Annotated in this window: 11 protein-coding genes and 1 pseudogene; 2 read left to right on the top strand and 10 right to left on the bottom strand. The window is 41.8% G+C overall.

The window, feature by feature from the left end:
- Positions 1 to 16 precede the first annotated feature (16 nt).
- From CIK86_RS15650 to CIK86_RS15625, 6 genes are read right to left on the bottom strand one after another with little or no spacing between them, the layout of a single operon-like run.
- Complete coding sequence (locus CIK86_RS15650; RefSeq protein ID WP_086994658.1) at positions 17 to 655, bottom strand: ATP-binding cassette domain-containing protein; 639 nt, start codon at positions 653 to 655, stop codon at positions 17 to 19.
- A 39-nt stretch (positions 656 to 694) separates the two neighbouring features.
- Positions 695 to 2,449 carry an ABC transporter permease subunit gene (locus CIK86_RS15645; RefSeq protein WP_086994655.1) on the bottom strand — a complete coding sequence of 585 codons (1,755 nt, stop codon included), beginning with the start codon at positions 2,447 to 2,449 and terminating at the stop codon, positions 695 to 697.
- Positions 2,446 to 3,744, bottom strand: coding sequence for an ABC transporter substrate-binding protein (locus CIK86_RS15640; protein ID WP_086994651.1), 1,299 nt, complete (start codon positions 3,742 to 3,744; stop codon positions 2,446 to 2,448). The genes CIK86_RS15645 and CIK86_RS15640 overlap by 4 nt, the downstream gene beginning before the upstream one ends.
- Entirely contained in the window at positions 3,731 to 4,576 is an 846-nt protein-coding gene (locus tag CIK86_RS15635; RefSeq protein ID WP_086994648.1) for a DUF547 domain-containing protein, read from the bottom strand. Before CIK86_RS15635 ends, CIK86_RS15640 begins: the two co-directional genes overlap by 14 nt.
- A 1-nt stretch (position 4,577) precedes the next feature.
- A complete protein-coding gene (locus CIK86_RS15630) occupies positions 4,578 to 6,743 on the bottom strand; it encodes a bifunctional TVP38/TMEM64 family protein/FAD-dependent oxidoreductase (RefSeq protein ID WP_086994644.1) in 2,166 nt (721 codons plus the stop codon).
- Positions 6,744 to 6,767: 24 nt separating this feature from the next.
- The gene (locus CIK86_RS15625; RefSeq protein ID WP_086994641.1) at positions 6,768 to 9,128 is read right to left on the bottom strand and encodes a TonB-dependent receptor; all 2,361 of its coding nucleotides are present in this window, start codon (positions 9,126 to 9,128) and stop codon (positions 6,768 to 6,770) included.
- A 382-nt stretch (positions 9,129 to 9,510) separates the two neighbouring features.
- On the opposite strand from CIK86_RS15625, the pseudogene CIK86_RS15620 reads away from it, so the two are divergent.
- Positions 9,511 to 9,867, top strand: a pseudogene (locus CIK86_RS15620) (hypothetical protein).
- 104 nt (positions 9,868 to 9,971) lie between these two features.
- Here CIK86_RS15620 and CIK86_RS15615 read toward each other — a convergent pair.
- The 4 genes from CIK86_RS15615 to CIK86_RS15600 form a co-directional block, all read right to left on the bottom strand.
- On the bottom strand, positions 9,972 to 10,412 hold the full coding sequence (locus CIK86_RS15615; protein WP_086994638.1) for a hemerythrin domain-containing protein: 441 nt from the start codon (positions 10,410 to 10,412) through the stop codon (positions 9,972 to 9,974).
- Positions 10,413 to 10,632: 220 nt separating this feature from the next.
- The gene (locus tag CIK86_RS15610) at positions 10,633 to 12,681 is read right to left on the bottom strand and encodes a S9 family peptidase (protein WP_086994635.1); all 2,049 of its coding nucleotides are present in this window, start codon (positions 12,679 to 12,681) and stop codon (positions 10,633 to 10,635) included.
- Between the two features lie 184 nt (positions 12,682 to 12,865).
- Positions 12,866 to 14,092: a threonine/serine exporter family protein gene (locus CIK86_RS15605; RefSeq protein ID WP_041454906.1), complete on the bottom strand. Its 1,227-nt coding sequence runs from the start codon at positions 14,090 to 14,092 to the stop codon at positions 12,866 to 12,868.
- A 378-nt stretch (positions 14,093 to 14,470) separates the two neighbouring features.
- Positions 14,471 to 15,700 (bottom strand): glycosyltransferase, encoded by a 1,230-nt coding sequence (locus tag CIK86_RS15600; RefSeq protein ID WP_086994632.1) that lies wholly within the window; start codon positions 15,698 to 15,700, stop codon positions 14,471 to 14,473.
- Positions 15,701 to 16,069: 369 nt separating this feature from the next.
- Here CIK86_RS15600 and CIK86_RS15595 point away from each other — a divergent pair, with 369 nt between their 5' ends.
- Positions 16,070 to 18,541 (top strand): prolyl oligopeptidase family serine peptidase, encoded by a 2,472-nt coding sequence (locus tag CIK86_RS15595; protein ID WP_086994629.1) that lies wholly within the window; start codon positions 16,070 to 16,072, stop codon positions 18,539 to 18,541.
- Positions 18,542 to 18,571 lie beyond the last annotated feature (30 nt).

Raw genomic sequence — 18,571 nt, 5'->3', positions numbered from 1 at the left:
AGGGGGCCTTGTGCGCTTAAAGTACAGTATTTAAGGTGAAAAGTTTACCGTTTGCAGCGTCGTAATCGCTATGATCGTGCGTTACCATAATGGCAGGCAGTTTATGTTGGCGTATTTGGCTAAACACCAGTTCACGTGTATCAACGCGCAGTTGCGTGTCGAGCTTACTAAAAGGCTCATCGAGTAAAATAGCTTTTGGCTCACTTAATAACAGACGTAATAGCGCAACACGTGCTTGTTGACCGCCCGACAAGCTATCGGGATGGCGATTGACCATTCCTTTTAAACCAACTTGCTCAAGTGCGTGTGCTATTTTGTCAATGCGTTGTTTTTTGTCCCCTTTGGGCATAGCAAAAGCAATATTACCCGCCACACTTAAGTGCGAAAACAATAAAGCGTCTTGATACAGTACGCCAATATGGCGTAAATGCGTGGGTAAATCATTTATATTTTTACCGTTAAGCCACACCTCTCCAGTGGCTTTAAAACCACTGGGTAAAGTGCCTGTAAGCCAATTTAGTAAGCTTGATTTACCGCTGCCCGATGGGCCCATAATCGTTAGAATTTCACCGCCATTAACTTGCTCGTTTAAGCTAAGTAGTCGCTCGTTTTGGCGATAAAGCTGACAATTTTTAATCTGTAAAGATGACTGCATTAAAAAACCTTTAACTCAATACTGTTAACTGTGGGAGCTTTACGCTCGTGCGCTTTTAAAAAAGTACTTAGGTAAAACCCATGCCAGTATAAATCCAATAAGCGGGAGTGCCATTTGCATAATAGCGTATACGGCACTGGTGCGCCTACTTGCGCCATTTGCCAGGGTAACGGCTTCGGTTGTTATGGTGGCTATACGCCCGCCACCGGCTAAAAGTGTTGGTAAGTATTGGCCAAAACTGATCGCTAACCCCAATGCGGCTGCAATTAAAATAGGTGCAAATAACTGCGGTAATTTCACCTTAAAAAACACTTTGCAAGGCGCTGCGCCCAAACTTGCTGCAACGCGCGCAAAGCGAGGGTCTAAACGCCTATAACTGCTCGCGAGTGACAAAAATACGTAAGGCAAAACAAGCAGTAAATGTGTAAATACCACATTAAAAAATGCGGCCTGGTTATTTACCCATTGTTGTATCCATACTAGGCCAAACAAAAAGGCAATACTGGGTACTAATAGCGGTAAGTAAATAATCAAACTGGTAAAGCGAGAGATGGGTTTGTCGCTTAACTGCTCCGACTCTAAGCACAATAAAGTAACTGTAATGGCAAATACCGTTGTGACTAAACCAATAGCTAGGGTATTAAAAAGCGGGTTGCTCATTTGCATTAATGCACTGTTAAAATGCAGTAGTGTAAATTGCTCAGGGAGTGCATCGGGAAAGCGCCAAAAGCCGGCAACCGACCACAAAATAAGGGCAATTAGCGACAGTAAAATAAAACCGATCACTAAAGCTGTGAGTATTATCGTTAGTTTTTGCCAATAAAACCCGCCGTATTCGCGCACCCCGTTAGTGAGTGAATCGCTAAACAATACCTTTATCGCTTTTTCGCCGCTAAGCCAAAGCGCAAGTAACCCACCCGTGAGTGCCAGTTGTAGCAAAGCACCGGCTGAGGCTTTAATACGTAAGTTTAAATCAACATCGTTAAACCAATGCATAATAGCTACCGCTAATGTTGGCGGTGTATTTGGGCCTAAAATAAGTGGCATTTCTACACTGGCGCTGGCATAAGCGAGCACAGCTAAAATAGGTAAACGCAGCAGTGGGTAAAGGCTAGGGAGTATTACTTTAAAAAAGGCGGTCATGGGGCAGTAACCCAAATTAAGCGCAACTTTATGTTGCTGGCGTAATTTTTTGCCAAGCTCAGGCTGCGCCAGTACGCCCAGTGCCATTAATAACAAAAATGGCAGTTCTTTAAGCGTTAACCCTAAAATTATACTAATGCCGAACGAGTCATGCGGAAATAGGCCGTTTGGTGCAAGTTCCCACCCGCTTAACCAAGGCGATATAATTCGCGAAATCATGCCTGAAGGGGCAATTAAAAAACCTACCGCAATAGCCGCTGCAGCGTGAGGTATAACTAAAATAGGGCTCAGTAAACGCTGAATGCGGTTAAGCCAAGGGCTGTTAAAAAAAGCGGCTAAAATCATCAAAGTAATAATAAAAGCAAGTAAGGTACTTATTAAACCAGTGCCAATACTGAGCATGGCCATATTTACCAGGCCGGGTGTTTGCCAAAGCATGGTAAAACCTTGCCAGCCAAATGTTGTTTGATCAAGTGCAGGGGCATAACCAAAGGCGGGTAGTAACACACTAATTAAGCCGCCAAGTACGGGTAAAATAAGTAAAATGAGTAAAAAGCGTGGGCTTAATTTAACTATTTTACTAAACATATCATGGCTTTTACGGGCGTGAGGCCGACGGCTTGTCGCCACTTTATTACTAACAGCACTCATTGGCTTACCCCATAGCGAGTTTGCCAGCCTTGCATTATGGCGTTAACCCAGCTTGGATGAGGTTCGCTCAATGTGCGCTTAATACTGTTAAAAGGCAGTGCACTTGGATGCGGTTTAGCTGTTTTAAACAAAGCTTGTTGTTCTGGCGTTAGCCTTGATTGAATAAGTACGCTTTTATCGCCCCATATATGTGCTTTTTGCTTTTGGGCTTGCGCCTCTGGGCTTAATAAAAAGTTAGCGACTAATTGCGCGCTTTGCGGGTGGCTTGCATTATAAGGAATTGCCACAAAGTGAGTATTACTTAAACTGCCATCAGCCATTGCATAGCTGCGAATGCTTTTTGGTAAATCGAAGCGTTTAACTGCTGCGGGCACTTCGGGTGCTGAAAAGGTAAAGGCAATACTTAGCTCGGTATCGTCTACTAAACGGCGCATTTGCGCGCCACTTTGCATAAAGTGAGTGCCACCACGCCAAAGCGTAGGGTGTAGCTTATTTAAAAAGTCCCACAGTGGGGTTAACACTTGTGCTGTGTTGTTAGCGGTAGCCGCTTGGTTTAACTGCGCTTTAATGCTTTCACTACTTTGCTGATGCAGTATTACTAAGGCGTATTTTAAAAAGCTCATCCCTAAAAAATCAGGCGGCTTTGGGTAGCTAAAACGCCCCGGGTTTTGTGCGCTCCAGTTTAATAATTCGTTTAATGTAGTAGGGAGTTTGTTGTTTGTTTGTTCATTTATTGCAATGCTGTCGTAATAAAAGGTGAGCGATGCTTGCCCCCACGGTGCTTCCATACCATTTGTGGGTATACCAAAGTCAAAATTAACAGCTGGGTTATTAGCGGGATCTGTGTATGCAAAGTGTGGCAGTTTATTCGCCCACTGTTTTAACAACAATGCGTGCTCGCTCATGGTGGCAAAGTTAGCGCCGTTTATCCATACCAGATCAACACTGCCTTGGTCATTATTTTGTGCTGATTTTTCGGCCAACACACGGCTTACTGCTTCGCTGGTGTCGCTGAGCTTTACATGCACTAAGTTAATATTATATTTAGTTTTAACTTGCTGGGCAGCCCATTGAATATAGGCATTTATTTGCGCGTCGCCGCCCCAGGCATAAAAGTACACGCTTTGGTTATTACCAAGCGTTTCAATACTTTTCCAGCGAGTGACTAAATCTTTACTCATATTTTGAGCGTTATTATTAGCAAAAGTGCTTAAACTTGTTATTAAGCAAACGCAAAACGCGACACAGTAAACACTGTATCGCGTAGCTGTTTGCCAAAACTTACTGGCGTGCATTTAAATCCCAGTTGTAGTCTAAAAATTTTACTTTCATGTCATTATTTCTAAGCGCTTTTTGCTGAGCGGGTACTAGTTTAAGTGCATCGCTATATTGCAGTAAAAACTGCTGTAGCGTGTCTGCACCTCTAAAACCTTTTTCAAAGTCATCGCCGTACCATTTAAATATAGAGGAGATATTTAGCGTATTTTCCTGCGCAAAATTACGTGTTGTATCAGATAAAAAACGCACCGTTTGCTGTTGCAATTGGCTCTCTAGTTCAGTAGCTGTGAATGCCTCCCCGCGCAGCGCAGGGCAACCAATACTTGCACAATTTACAGCAAAATGAATACGTGGGTCGTTATATTTACCGCTGCCACGAATTAAACCGTGCTCTATGTCATCAAGGCTGCGAGTTTTACCAAGTAGTGGCACAAACGCTTTACTCCACGGTGAGCTAAAAAAGCTGCCTAAATCTTTTATTGATTTAAGGTTTTGGGGCTCTTTACTGCCAAGGTTTGAAACGATGAGCTCTACGGTAAATGCATTATACGCATTAATTAAAAACGCCAGTTGCTTAGGCTTTTCCCACGCGTCAAACTCGTTTTGTGTTACAGCACTTAACGAATCTAAATACGTTTTTAGCTGAGTATGATCACCTTGTATTGCAGCGTAATCAACCTCTGTGCTGTGATTATGGTTAATAGCGACAACATGTTTATTTAGCAATGCATTCCAGCTATCGTGCAGGTTATTAGTCGTACTTTGCGCTTGGCTTGAAAGCGACGTTATAAGCGCCGTCGCAAGTAATGTCGCACTTAATAATAAAGGCTTTAATGTTGTGTTAAACATATTAGCCTCGACGCCACGTATGATATTTTTCGAGCAGGTTAAGTACTTTTTCAGGTGCATGGGCGCGTTTCCACTCGCCTGCAGCGTATTTGTTGCCTTCAGCCCAAGTAGGGTAGCTGTGTATAGTGCCCAGTATTTTATTAAGGCCTAAACCGTGTTTCATGGCCAGTACAAATTCAGCAATTAAATCACCCGCGTGTTCAGAGACCACAGTTACACCGAGTATTTTGTCTTTGCCTTTAGGGGTAATTACTTTAATAAAGCCTTTTGTGGCGCTGTCGGTAATTGCGCGGTCTAGCTCTTCAAATTCAAAGCGAGTAATTTCGTAATCTATGCCTTTATCTTTTGCGTCTTGCTCGTTTAAGCCAACACGTGCTACTTCTGGGTCAATAAACGTAGTCCATGGAATAACGCGGTAATCTACTTTAAACTTTTTAAGGTTACCAAATAAGCCGTTTACTGCTGCGTACCAACCCTGATGAGCCGCGACGTGCGTAAACTGGTACGGGCCAACAATATCGCCAGCGGCAAAAATATTAGGGTATAGCGTTTCTAGGTATTCGTTAGTGACTATTGTACGGTTTGTTTCTATGCCTAGCTCTTCAAGGCCGTAACCTTTAAGGCGGGCACTGCGGCCAACAGCGCATAGCAGTTCGTCGTATTCAATAGCAATTTCTTCATCATTGCCTTCGTTAAGGCGTTTAACCATAATGTACTTTTTACCGTCGCGCGCTTCACAACGTAATGCCTGATGTGAGGTTAAAATGTTAACGCCGCTTTCGCTCAATGCTTCATGAGCAAAGGTAGACACTTCAAGATCTTCTTTGATCATGATGCGCTCCGCCATTTCAATTTGCGTAACGCTTGAACCTAAACGGGCAAAGCTTTGTGCTAATTCGCTACCAATTGGGCCACCACCAAGTACTACAAGTTTTTTAGGTGCCTCATCCAGCGCTGCAAATTTATCCCACAAGGTATCGCTTGTTACATAACCAGTTTCTTCTATACCGGGTAGTGGCGGTACAAATGGGCGTGCGCCAGTGGCAATTACAATAGTACGTGCCGTTAATGTTTGTGTGCCGCCATCGTTGAGTTTAATTTCTACCGTCCACGGGTCAATTAATTTACCGTAACCTTTTACTACGTCTACGCCTAAATTAGTGTAGCGCTCTACGCTGTCGTGTGGTGCTATATCGGCAATTACTTTATGAACACGGGCCATTACTTTTTTAAACGAAAACTGCGGTGTCATGTTTTCTAGGCCGTAGTGCTCACCGTGGCGAATTTGCTCTGCAATTTTAGCGCTTTTAATTATCGCTTTACTTGGAACACAGCCGTAGTTTAAACAGTCGCCGCCCATTTCGCCCGCTTCAATAAGGGTTACTTTTGCTTTAACAGCAGCGGCAATATAGCTTGTTACCAAACCACCTGCACCCGCGCCAATAACAATCATGTTACGGTCGAAACTTTTAGGTTTAGTATAGTTTTTGTATACACGACGTTTTTTAAACACGTTTAAGATCCCTTTAGCAATAAATGGGAATACGCCCAATAAAGCGAATGATAAAATTAAGTCCAACGATAAAATGCCCGATAAGCTCTCTATTTGAGCAAGCTGCGTACCGGCATTAACAAATACAAATGTACCGGCTAGCATACCCACTTGGCTTACCCAGTAAAAAGTCCATGACTTGATGGCTGTTACGCCCATTAACAAGTTGATTAAAAAGAACGGAAACACCGGCACTAAACGCAACGTAAATAAGTAAAAGCCGCCTTCTTTTTCAACGCCTGTATCAATGGCTGCTAAACGCTCAGGAAAGCGCTTTTTAATGGTATCGCGCAATAAGTAACGTGATACTAAAAAGGCCAGTGTGGCACCTATGGTTGATGCAAACGATGCAACCAATAAGCCTTCAACTAAGCCAAATAAAGCACCCGCTGCCAGTGTTAAAATAGCCGCGCCCGGTAAAGACAACGCAGTAACCACCACATACAATAAAAAGAATCCGCCAATGATTAATAGCGGAGATTGCGCTTTATATTGGCTAAACTGATCCATCGACCCTTTTAAGCCCTCAAGCGTAAGTAGTTGGTGCAAATCAAAATGAAAGAACAGGCTGATGGCGACCGCTGCAATCAATAACAAAAGTATTTTTTTAATCATGTTCTCTCTCTTTCAAACTTGCCTTTAAAAATTATGCGTAAGCGTCAGCTTGGCGTTTATTGGTAATTCAGGAAAAGCCAAGGTTGCACCAAAATAACCGCCTTCAAATACAGGGCGCCAATTTTTTTGATTGGTAACGTTGTTTACATCTAAGCGTAACTTGGTGCTAGGCGTAAAAGCATAGCTAGTATTTACGTTTAATGTGTACTGATCGCGAATATGTACGGTTGCCAAAAAGTCTAATGGGTAACTCTTTGTATATAGACCTGAAAAACCCGTTTGCCATTTCGAATTAATTGAATAATTTCCGTTAAAGCTAAAAGACTGCTCTGGAATGCCTTGAACTTGGCTACTTGAAGGCGCAAATGCGGTAAAACTAGGAGCGCCCACACTGGTGCCTGCAATAATATCAGGGCGTGAGTTGTCAAATGCATCGGCTACTTGGGCAGAATCTTGACTACTTGCAGAATTATCGTAGCGGGCGTCAATGTAGCTATAACCTGCGCTTAACCAGTACGGGTAGGCATCGTAAAATACTTGGCTTTCAAAACCTGTGGTGCGAATACCGGTATTACTGCCATCGCGGTTACGTAAACTACGGCGTTGGCTAAATATTGCGCCATCGGCGTACCAATCGCTATTGGTTGGTGCATATTTTAAACCAAACTCAACTAGGGTATTTTCGGTGGCAAAATTTTGCGCACTAGTGGTATTGTCGCCGCCAAGTGTAGTGCCGCCAGCCATGCTATTTGATGTGGCTTCGTTGTAACTTGCTGCGCCATAAGTGGTGTAATCATCGCTTAGTCGGTAATTAAAACTTACTTGCCCTGAATGCAAAGTGTCGTTAATGCTGTCGCTGGCGGCAATTTGCCCTACAGGTGCTATTGGGTCGTTTGCTTCTACGTCATAAAAATCAACGCGGTAGCCAACACTGGTATGAAACTTACTAGTCCAATCTGAATCTTGCTGAATAGCCACCCCTGTTTGCCATGAGCGTGAGTCTGTGGTGTCTGATAAGTTAAAGTCGCCACTGCCGTCGTTATTAATATCGTACTGACCACCCGGCGATACAAATACACCTGGGCGAAGTTCAACAAAGCGTGCTTGTTGTGCATCAGTTAAAGGAATGCGCCTATTTGAAAGTGGGCCAGTTAAATCTATGGGTAAGTCGGCTTCGGTGGTAAATTGGCTGTAACCTAATACGCGGTTATAACGTACATCAAAGGCAAAAATAGTTTGCTGGTTACTATTCCAAAGGTAGGTAAGCTCGGTACGGTTTTGCGCGGTATCGGCACCATCTATAATTTCAACAAAGCTGTTTTGTGCAATTTCATCACGTTGTAAATGCTGAAAGTAGGAAATGTTTTTAATTGACGCGTTACTAGAAAGCTCACGTTTATAAATACTGTGTAGTAAGTAAGTAGTGGCTTCGTTTTGATTATCAGGATCGGTCAGTACTGTACTACGGTCTATTTTAACTTGCCCGGTTGGCGAAATAATCGAACCCGCTAAAGGTACAGTGCTACCATTTGCTTGCACACCTTGGCCGGTAATATACAGTCCGTCATCTATTAACGCCTGAGTAGGGCGGTTAATACCGGCGTTATCGGTAAATTCAACTTGGTATAATTCAAAATTAAGATCCCAGCTGCTTTTATCATCAGGAAATACACGCAGCGCGGCAAATAAGCTGTCGCTTTTTGTGCCAGAGTAGTCGTAATAACTGCCGTTATCAATATGCTCTGCACTAACTCTAAAACCTACTTTGTCTTTTACTATGGGGGCGCTGTAGTCAACCAGTACACGATATTGATCCCATCGTCCTGCCGATAAGCTTGCTTTACCTTTACTTTCGTCTGTAGCGGCTTTTTTAGAGTGTAAGTTTACAAACCCACCATTGCGTTGGCTTGAGCCAAATAATACCGGTGGCGCACCTTTTACTACATCTATTTGTTCTATAGCGTTGAACGATAACGGTACACCAAAGCCATTGTTGCCCGCTTGACGACGTGTACCATCTTGAAAAAGCTCACCTAATTGGCCGCGTATTGTGGGTAAACTTGGCGCGCCAAAACCACTGGCTGAATAGGTATTAGGGCTTACTGCAAGCACATCTTGTAACGTGGTAATGTTAAGCTGCTCTATTAGCTCGCTCGAAATAGGCGTTACCGAACGTGCTATGTCTTTTAGTGCTAAGTTGTCGCCAAATGGGCCATCTATGCTGGCATCTTTAACTGAAAGGCCTTGAGATTTAATAACTTGGCCAGCTACTTCAATGTGCTCTATGGTGTTATTGGTTGTTACTGTTGAGCTTTGGGCAGCTTGCGCCAGCAGTGGGGTATTTAATACGCTTGCTAACGATAGGGCTAAGTATTGGTATTTCAAGGCTTTCTCTTTCTTGTTAATAGTTGATGATGATAAAGACCGAAAGGTGTAAAAATAACTTTCAGTAAAGTTTCGATTCTTTTTATTTTTTAGGGCATAACAAAACAGCTGCGTTTAAAGCGTGCTAATAAAATATTGCCGTTTCATTTGTAAAAAAATAGCAATAGAGTGACGATATTACACAGATTATAAATAATTGCTTTTAAACATATTTTTAAATTGTAGTCTACTTGCCAGCAGTTAACCTATTATATTTATTAGCTTTTATGTACAGCGTTTAAATACTTAAAATAAGCCGTGCTTTAACTGTTAATAAGCTAAGTAGGTAAGGGTAATTAAAAATAATTATGCTTTTTTGAAATAAAAACCAAGTTATACGGTCTTGGTAATTTAATAGTTTATTGTAATGATAATGTGGACGCTGGATAAATTTGTGAATCCGGCACATAGCGCCGGTATTTTTGAAAAGTTTTATGGCATTAGTGGGTCAACAGATATAGTGGCGTATGTGTTAGGTGCGCTGCAATTAGTTTTAGTCTTAGCATTTTTGGCGGGTATTAAAAAGCGACTTACTTACGGAATCATTTTTGTAATGCATGGCTTGTCTACACTTTCATCGTACAACCAGTACATAGATGGCTTTAACAACTTATTATTCTTTACTGCATGGCCAATGTGGGCAGCGTGTTTTGCGTTGTATTTACTGCGCGACCAAGACGTAAAATTTACTATAAAGTAATACATAAAAAATTGGTTATAAGCCGCTTGGCTTATAACCAAATAGTACACAAGGGAGTGTATCAAAGTTAAAGTTATAGCGTATAAAGTAGTTACTGCATGCAGTTAGTGCATTGCATCGTTGTAGTGCTCAGCTAAGCTTTCTTTTTGCCCTTCGGTTAGTGCTTTGCCGGCTAGTTGAAATACTTCGTGCTCTTCTTCATCTAAGTGATGATGCACTAAATGATGATGCACTAAATGATGGAGTTTTTTAGCAGCAACCAACCACGCTGGTGAACTCCTATCGGTTTCTTCAAGTTGTTCAATTAATTCATCAATATCATGATGTTCTGCCACACTATGGCGGGCTTTTTCATGGGTTAGATCTTCAAACATCAGTGGGTTATAAAAATAACGCTCTTCAAACTTTGCATGTTGTTTTAGCTGTGTTTTTAGTTCAAGCATTAACTTTTGACGCTCATCTGTATCACCATGAGTTTGAATAAGCGCATCTACTAACTTACGCTGTATGTCATGATCGGCGCGTAGTGCTTCAAAAATATTCATTTTATTTCCTACTTTACTCATTGTTTAAATAATATGAAGCAAATATAAGGCCATTTTTAATACACTGTAATACAAGGGGTTTTGTTTTTATTACAAAGAGATTATTTGAGAGGTGTGTAAAAATTACTATGCACTGTATAAAGCTAACAACAAAAAGGGCTAATATTGCTACTAGCCCTGTAATAAAATAACTTACTTATTCATAACCGTATTTAGCTAGCTATTTATTTGCGTCTTTTATTGCTTTAAGTTTAGCTGCGTGGTCAATTTCAAACGCGGGCATGTCTTTATTGCCATCGATCAGGTAGTTATCCATCCAACGCATTAAACGTAAGCTGTAGTCGTACTGAGCTGCTACTTTACGGTTACCGTGGCCCTCGCCAGGGTAGTAAACTAAACGCACGTCTTTACCTTGCACTTTCATGTAGCGGTATAGCTCCATTGATTGCGCTGGGTGTACACGAGGATCGTCTTTACCGTGCATAATTAATAACGGTGTTTTAGATTGTCCAGCCCAATAAATAGGGCTGCGCTCTAAGTACCATTGCCATTTATCCCAAGGGTATGAACGAGCATGTACTAGGTTCATTTCGTTAGATATATCGGTAGTACCAAACTTAGATAGTTGATTAGATACGCCAACAAACATTACGCTGGCAGCAAAGTGCTCAGTTAATTTTGTTGCGCCCCACGCAGAAGCATAACCGCCGTATGAGCCACCAGTAATACCAACACGTTTAGTGTCTACTAAACCCATATCAACAAGGTGGTTTTTAAAATCTACTAAGTCATCAAACTCTTTGCCTGCGTAGTCATTTTGGCCAAGTTTAGAGTAATCAACCCCTTTACCCGTTGAGCCACGATAATTTGGATAAAATACAGCGTAACCACGAGCTGCTCCCATTTGACCAGGACGTGAGTAGTTAGTTAACCAACCGTCTTTGTCATGGCTTTCAGGGCCGCCATGTACCGACATGATTAATGGGTAACGTGTCCCTTTTTTATAATCAAGCGGATACACAAGTACACCATCAATTTCTACGCCGTCACGGGCTTTTAAATTAATTGTTTGTTGCTTGGCAAAGCGCTTGTCGTTTAGCCACGTGTTTGAATCGGTTAAACGCTCTGCTTTTTTGCTACGAACAATAAACACTTCGTTAGGATGTTTTGCGGTATTGGCGCGCAGCGCTAAGGTTTTATCTGAAGCAGAGATACTTAGGCTTGAGGCAATAAATTGACCTTCTTTAACTATTTTTTTGTATTTATTGCTGCCGGTTTTAATGCTGCCGACAAAGCTTTGGGTGCCTACATTGGCAATAAAGTTTAAGGTATTGCGTTTATTCTGCCATTCAATATCGGCTACGTGGCCGCTAAAGTTGGGTAACCACTCATCTACTTTACCGCTTTTTGTATCGGCTAAAAATAAGCGACCAGTAGCAGGATCGTGTTTATCTTGTGCGCCTAAAATTGCGATATAACGACCATCATGAGAAAGCTCTGCTGTACCAAGCTTACCCTCTGTGGCAAACGACATAGTTACTTGATTACTTGCTATATCAAACAAGTGCCATTGTGATCTTGTGTACTTATCATCAATTAACGCAGTAGGCTGAGTTTTAACCAGTAGCTTTTTGCCATCGGCAGCCCAGTTAACATCACTAACATAGTTAGCTACATTGAGCGCGGCAGGTGAAAGTGGCTTATCGGTTTGTTTTAAATCAGCAATAAACAGCTGTTTGTTTTTTAAACCTTGTTCGTATACCTCTGCCATAAAGCCTAATTTTTTAAGCTCTTTATCAGATTTATCAGCTGCTGGCATTGCCAAAATAGCGAGGTGTTTATTGTCAGGGCTTAGTGCGTAGCTTGAAATAGAGGTATCTTTTAATGACAGTACTTTATGTGCTTGGCCTCCATCAACCGGAATTTGATAAAGCGCGGTAAATTTGTCATCTTTTAATTTTGCTAAAAAGTAGATGGTTTTACTGTTGTTAGACCATTGAATGCTGCTAATACTAACCGAACCGGTAATAAAAGGGCGCTCTACACCTTTGTCGTTAACCACATACAGCTCACGGTAGTTAGTGCCATTTTCATCAACATACAGCTCACGCGGCACCGAACGAGTAAAAGCGACGTTATCGCCATCTGGACTAATACTGGTTTGAATAACTGATTGAATTTTAGGGATATCTTCAACCGTTAATACTGTTGAAGCACTTACCAATGAGCTAGATAATCCCATTGCAAGCACTAAGCTAAGTTTTAACATTAAACTTTCCTTTATATACACGTTAACTTGGCAGTATAGCAAGGCTGATGTAATAGGCTAAAAAATGCGATTAACACACTGTTTATAAAGGTTAATGGATAAAGCGGTGATAAAAGTAATGACGCCAACTTTTATCACAAATGTTGGCGTATATTTTAATTATTGGATAGGTGAGAAAAGCGCGTTACAAACTCTTTTTAGGTGGTAGTGCTACGTTGGCAAAAATTAACCCAGCTACTAGCGACATAAAAATTAAAAACGTTTGCTGGCCTATATGTTCTGCATAAACAAAGTCTTGACCTTCAATAAGCGAGTTTAAGCCAATATAGGTTTTGCTACCCGGTACTAATACAATTAAGCCTTGCATAGCAACAATAGAAGCGGGGGCGTTGGCCACGCGATTAAATAAGTTACTAAATATGCCAACGGCTAATGCGCCAACAAAGGTCCCTAAGGTGTAATCGAGATACATAGCTGAGCCAATACTGGTGCCATAAGCAATAAAACCAGATGCAATAGACCACACGGCATGTTTAAGCTTGGTTCTAAATATGACTATTAGGCTGCTACACAGCAAAAATATAGCAAGCCAAGGCGTCCACGCTGGCAGTGGCGCAGGTTGCACAAAGTCGGCCTGTCCAAATAATGCAAAACCAATACCTATGCCAATAAAACCACCAAAGTAGAGTTTAAACAGCAACATGAATGAGTCCATCACCCGTGCTGTACCCGACACTAAGTGCCTTGCTGCAAGTTCTGCTAATCCTAGGGCTAATGCTAAACCCGGAATAAATACAATGATGGACGACAGTACCACTAAACGTATATTGATCTCTGGCGCAAAATAAACACTAATAGCACAGGCAACGATTGACGATACAATTGCTACCAAAGGCTCAAGCATGTGGGCGACACGTTTTGAGCGCCCCGACCAAAGCACAAACAAGTATACAAGAGATGAGAGTAACGCAGACCAAGCTACATCAAACCAGCTGGTGCCCATTAACATAGCAAACGCACCACCAGATGTGGCAAACGCAATGCCTGTAGTGAGTTTATTGTAAGAGTTAGGAGCAACAAAAATAATGTCTAGCTGTTCGTCCACTTCGTGCAAGGTTAACTTGCCATCAAGCATTTGATTAACTAAGTCGTCGGTGTCGGCAAGTGAGCCTAGGTCGTGATCGCCAGGATCTACCCGTGCAACATGGGTATACTCGTCTTCGTGGCCGTCGGTCCAAATAACAAAGGTAACAGAGGTAGGCGACATAACAAACGACGATTTAAGGTCTAAGTAGGTCGCAACTTCCATTAAATGCGCTTCTAAGCGGTATGCGGGCGTACCATATTTGTGCAGCATTTTACCTAATTTAACGATAAATTTGCGTTTTTCTGTAAAGGTTGCGTTTTTCAAATGCTTTTAAGCCAACGGTTAAATAACTAAGCTAAAAATATAGACAAAAAATACTAATCTGCCATAAAAAGTGCTAATTCAGAGTTCATCCAGTGGCTTTTGATTCAAGTGGGCAACATGTAGGAAGGGTGGTTCCCTTTCAAAAGTTGCCAACGAAGAAGAAATGTCACTGGTGAGCTCCCTTGGGCGAGTTTTAAATGAGCTTATACTGCGTTCCTCGAACTCAAAATAGAACCACTATTTTATCATTCAAGCGCCTTGTCTAGGCTCATTTTAATTCTCGCTGAATTGTACCGTTTAAGGTAGATTGGTATTAAAAATTTGCCCACGTTTAATGGGCGCGATTTTAAACACTAATTGGTGTGTGTCTAGTCATTTTTAATCTAATTTTTTATTTTTTTCAGCTATCCATTGCGACATGTATTGTGTGCTGCGCATTGTATGATGTTTGAGCATTTGGCCTGTAAAGTTTTTTTCGCGATGGGCATTTAAATCGCTACTTATTGAATCGACTTTTTGAATTAACGCAGCGCTTAATTGGGCTTTGTCATACAGCGTATTAAGGAGTGTATTGCCATCTTGTTGTGCTTGTTCAAATTCACTTTGATTGTTGTACATTTCAACGGCTGCATTTGCAAAATCTTCGGCGGTGTTTGCTATTTTTCCAGGCCAAGGTAACTCATTATGCATACCTTCACTGCCAATATTAGTGGTAACACTTGGGGTTTGCATAATCATGGCTTCAAGTAATTTACCTTTAATACCTGCGCCAAAACGCAGTGGTGCTAAACATACTCGTGCGCTTTGCATTACCTCAAACGCATTATCGGCCCAGCCTTTAATTAAAAACCCCGATTTAGGGTTGTTAAGTGCAGTTGCTTTTGGCGGCGGGTACGATCCATAAATATGCAGCTCAGCTTTAGGCAGTTGCTTGCGAATAAGAGGCCAAATTTGTTGTAAATAAAGCACTGCATCCCAGTTTGGCGCGTGCCTAAAGTTACCTATGGTCATAAAGTGTTGGCGCTGCTCAAAGGTTTTAGTGCTGGTGGGCAATGTGTTTAAATCGACCATAAAAGGTAAATGGTGTAATAAGCTAGGCTCTATTTTAAATACATCATTAAGTAAACTCATTTCATAGCTAGAAATAATAAGGCTTAAATCGCAACGTAAGATGGCTGCAATTTCGCGTTTTGCTATGTCTGAATGCAAGTCGTTAGTGGTAAATTCTCGCTCGCCTTTGTGGGCTTCGTGGCGGGCATTACGCAAACATTGTAGATCTTCAGTATCTAAAATTTTCAGCGCATTCGGGCAATGCTTATCAACGCGCCAACCAAACTGTTCTTCCATCATAAAGCGATCAAACATAACGATATCGGGAGCATATGCTTTAACGTAATCGTCAAAACTTTCGCAGTTAAGCGCAATGCTCTGGCTACTAATACCAAAGTCGTCAAGGTTGACCATGTGCTCGGTGCGCAGTGCCGGCGTTGCAAACTCTACTTGCCAGTTTTGGGCTCTAAAGGCATTTAATAACGACATCATGTGCGTGCCTGCAGCAGATGAGTTGGGCTCTGGCCATACGTAGCCAATTACCAGCACTTTTTTCATTGGCTAGGATCTCTTATTAGTAAGTTTAAATTTACCCATATAGAAACAGGTAAGCTTATTTTTTGTGATGGTTATTACAATAATAACGGTAGTAGTACAGTAAATTTAGCGCACTAGTTCTACACAAGTTCAATGCTTATAAAGTCATTTTTTATTAATGGGTAATATTAAAAAATATGACTGCATTTACTTTATTCATCAGCATTGCTTTTTAGGTGTACAGCACTTTATAAATAGCGTTGTAGTGTAGCTTAAGTTAGGGTGGCGATAAATCATTTACGCTATTTTGTATAACCTTAATGCTTTATGAATGCGGCAAAACATGTTTAGATAGCTTTATTAAACTAAATAATTACTAAAGGACAAAACATGAACGCTTTTAGGCTGTTAGTTGCCTTTATTGGCTGTATTGCATTACTGCCAATGAGCTATGCAGAGCAAGGATATCAAACGCCATCGGCTGAACTTGCTGCATTAGTAGATGCTAAGTTATCGCCCACCAGTAGTTTGTCAGACGATGGCCAATGGCTGGCATTGTTTGAGCGCAAACGTGTTGTGTCGCTAGATGAGTTGGCAAAAGAGGAGCTTAAACTGGCGGGTATTAAACTCAACCCGGCAAACTTTTCACGCTCACGCGTAAGTGCAAAATACAGTGCGGTGCAAATTAAACACGTACAAAGTGGTACGGTTATTAATATTAATAACTTGCCACAAGGTATTATTCGCGCGCCAAAGTGGTCATCAAATAGTGAGTACTTAGCCTTTGTGGTTGAGCAAAAAAATGATGCGCGTTTATGGTTATACAATGTAAAAACAAAACAAGCTAATGAGCTAAACTCAATTGCGCTAAGCTCTGTCCTTACTGCATCCCCCTATGAATGGCTACCCGATAGCAGTGCCTTGGTTGCAAATTTAGCCGTTAATTTAGGAAAAACCAGGTTACAAAATGATAGTCAAAGTACTGTGCCTGTTATTCAGCAAAGTAGCGGCGAAAAAGCCCCTGTACGTACTTATCAAAACTTATTAACCGGTCCGTTTGATGAGGCGCAGTTTAAGTTTTATGGCCAAGGGCAACTCGCCTATATAACGCTTGATGGACATGCGCAACCGATTGGCCGCCCTGCGTTGCTTAAGTCATTTTCAGTATCACCCGACTCAACCAATATATTAGTGGCAAGCATAAACGAGCCATTTTCGTATCAAGTTCCATACAACCGCTTTGCTACAACATGGCAAATATGGGGAATGCGTGGTTTTTCATTAGTTGAGCTGGCAAAACAACCATTAGCCGATAATATTCCACAAGGCTACGACAGTGTACGTACTGGCAGACGTGACTTTGAGTGGCGAGCCGATCAAGGTGCAGAGGTTATTTGGGCTGAAGCGCAAGATGGTGGTGATATGAAAACCGATGTTGAATATCACGACTTTATTTACAGCTTACGTGCACCGTTTAAGCGCGAGCCTAAACTGTTTGCTAAAGTAGAGCGTCGTTATTCGGGTATAGAATGGGGTAACGATAATATTGCTATGCTCAGCGATTGGCGCTTTAGTGACCGCCAAGTGCGTACTTATATTATTGCCCCACGTGATGCTGATAAAAACCGCATATTATTTTCAGAGCGTAGTTACAACGATGCCTACAAAGACCCTGGTAGAGCACTATATGAGCGCAATGATTTAGGCAGCAAGGTAATAAAAGTGGTTGGCGGACGCTATCTATTTTTACGCGGTAATGGCGCATCAGAGCAAGGTAATGTGCCGTTTTTAGACCAATACGATGTAAAAACTAATAGCAGCAAACGTTTGTGGCAATCAGCGGCACCTTATTATGAGCGTGTTCGTGCGTTACTTGATGACGAAGGTAAGCGTTTTATTACTATTAGAGAGTCTAAAACAGAGCAACCTAACTTTTTTATTCGTGATTTAAATAAACAAAATTTAACTCAAATTACTAATTTTGAGCACCCTTACCCTGCATTTAAAGGCGTAACAAAAGAGCAATTACGTTATACCCGAGATGACGGTGTTGAGCTTTCAGGCACACTTTATTTACCACCAGGTTATGATAAAACTCAAGGCCCACTACCTGTATTAATGTGGGCATACCCGCTTGAATATAAAGACAAAGCAGTCGCTTCTCAAGTGCGTGAATCGCCTTATGAGTTTACCTCTATTGGTTACTGGGGCCCGATGCCTTACTTAGCTAAAGGTATTGCGGTATTTGACGATCCTAAAATGCCTATTGTAGGTATTAAGGGCACTGAACCAAACGATAACTTTAGAAAGCAACTAGTGGCCAGCGCACAAGCTGCCGTAGATGTATTGGTTAAAAAAGGCATTGCTGATAAAAACAATATTGCCATAGCAGGGCATTCATATGGTGCATTTATGGTGGCTAACTTATTAGCGCATAGTGACTTATTTAAAACCGGTATTGCCCGCAGTGGCGCGTATAATCGCACCTTAACGCCGTTTGGCTTTCAAGGCGAAGAGCGCGACTTTTGGCAAGCCCAAGATGTGTACGCAAACATGTCGCCCTTTTTTCATGCCGAAAAAATTAACGAGCCAATGTTGATGATTCACGGGCAAGAAGATCCGAATTCTGGAACTTTTCCAATGCAAAGTGAGCGTATGTACGCCGCGTTAAAAGGCTTAGGTAAAGAAGCGCGTTTAGTCATGCTGCCCCATGAAGCACATGGTTATCGTGCTCGTAAAAGCTTACTGCATGTATTGTGGGAGCAAGAACAGTGGCTAAACAAATACCTGTTAATGGATGAAGAGGCTGAGCCGGAAAAGGTAACAACGGAGCAAGTGGCAGAGCCAACACCGAGGCAGTAGTAAAGTACGTGTTTATGCTGTGAGAGCAAG

The organism is Pseudoalteromonas sp. JB197, from assembly GCF_002332205.1.
Lineage (GTDB): Bacteria > Pseudomonadota > Gammaproteobacteria > Enterobacterales > Alteromonadaceae > Pseudoalteromonas > Pseudoalteromonas nigrifaciens.
This window is presented reverse-complemented; position numbering and strand designations above follow the sequence as displayed.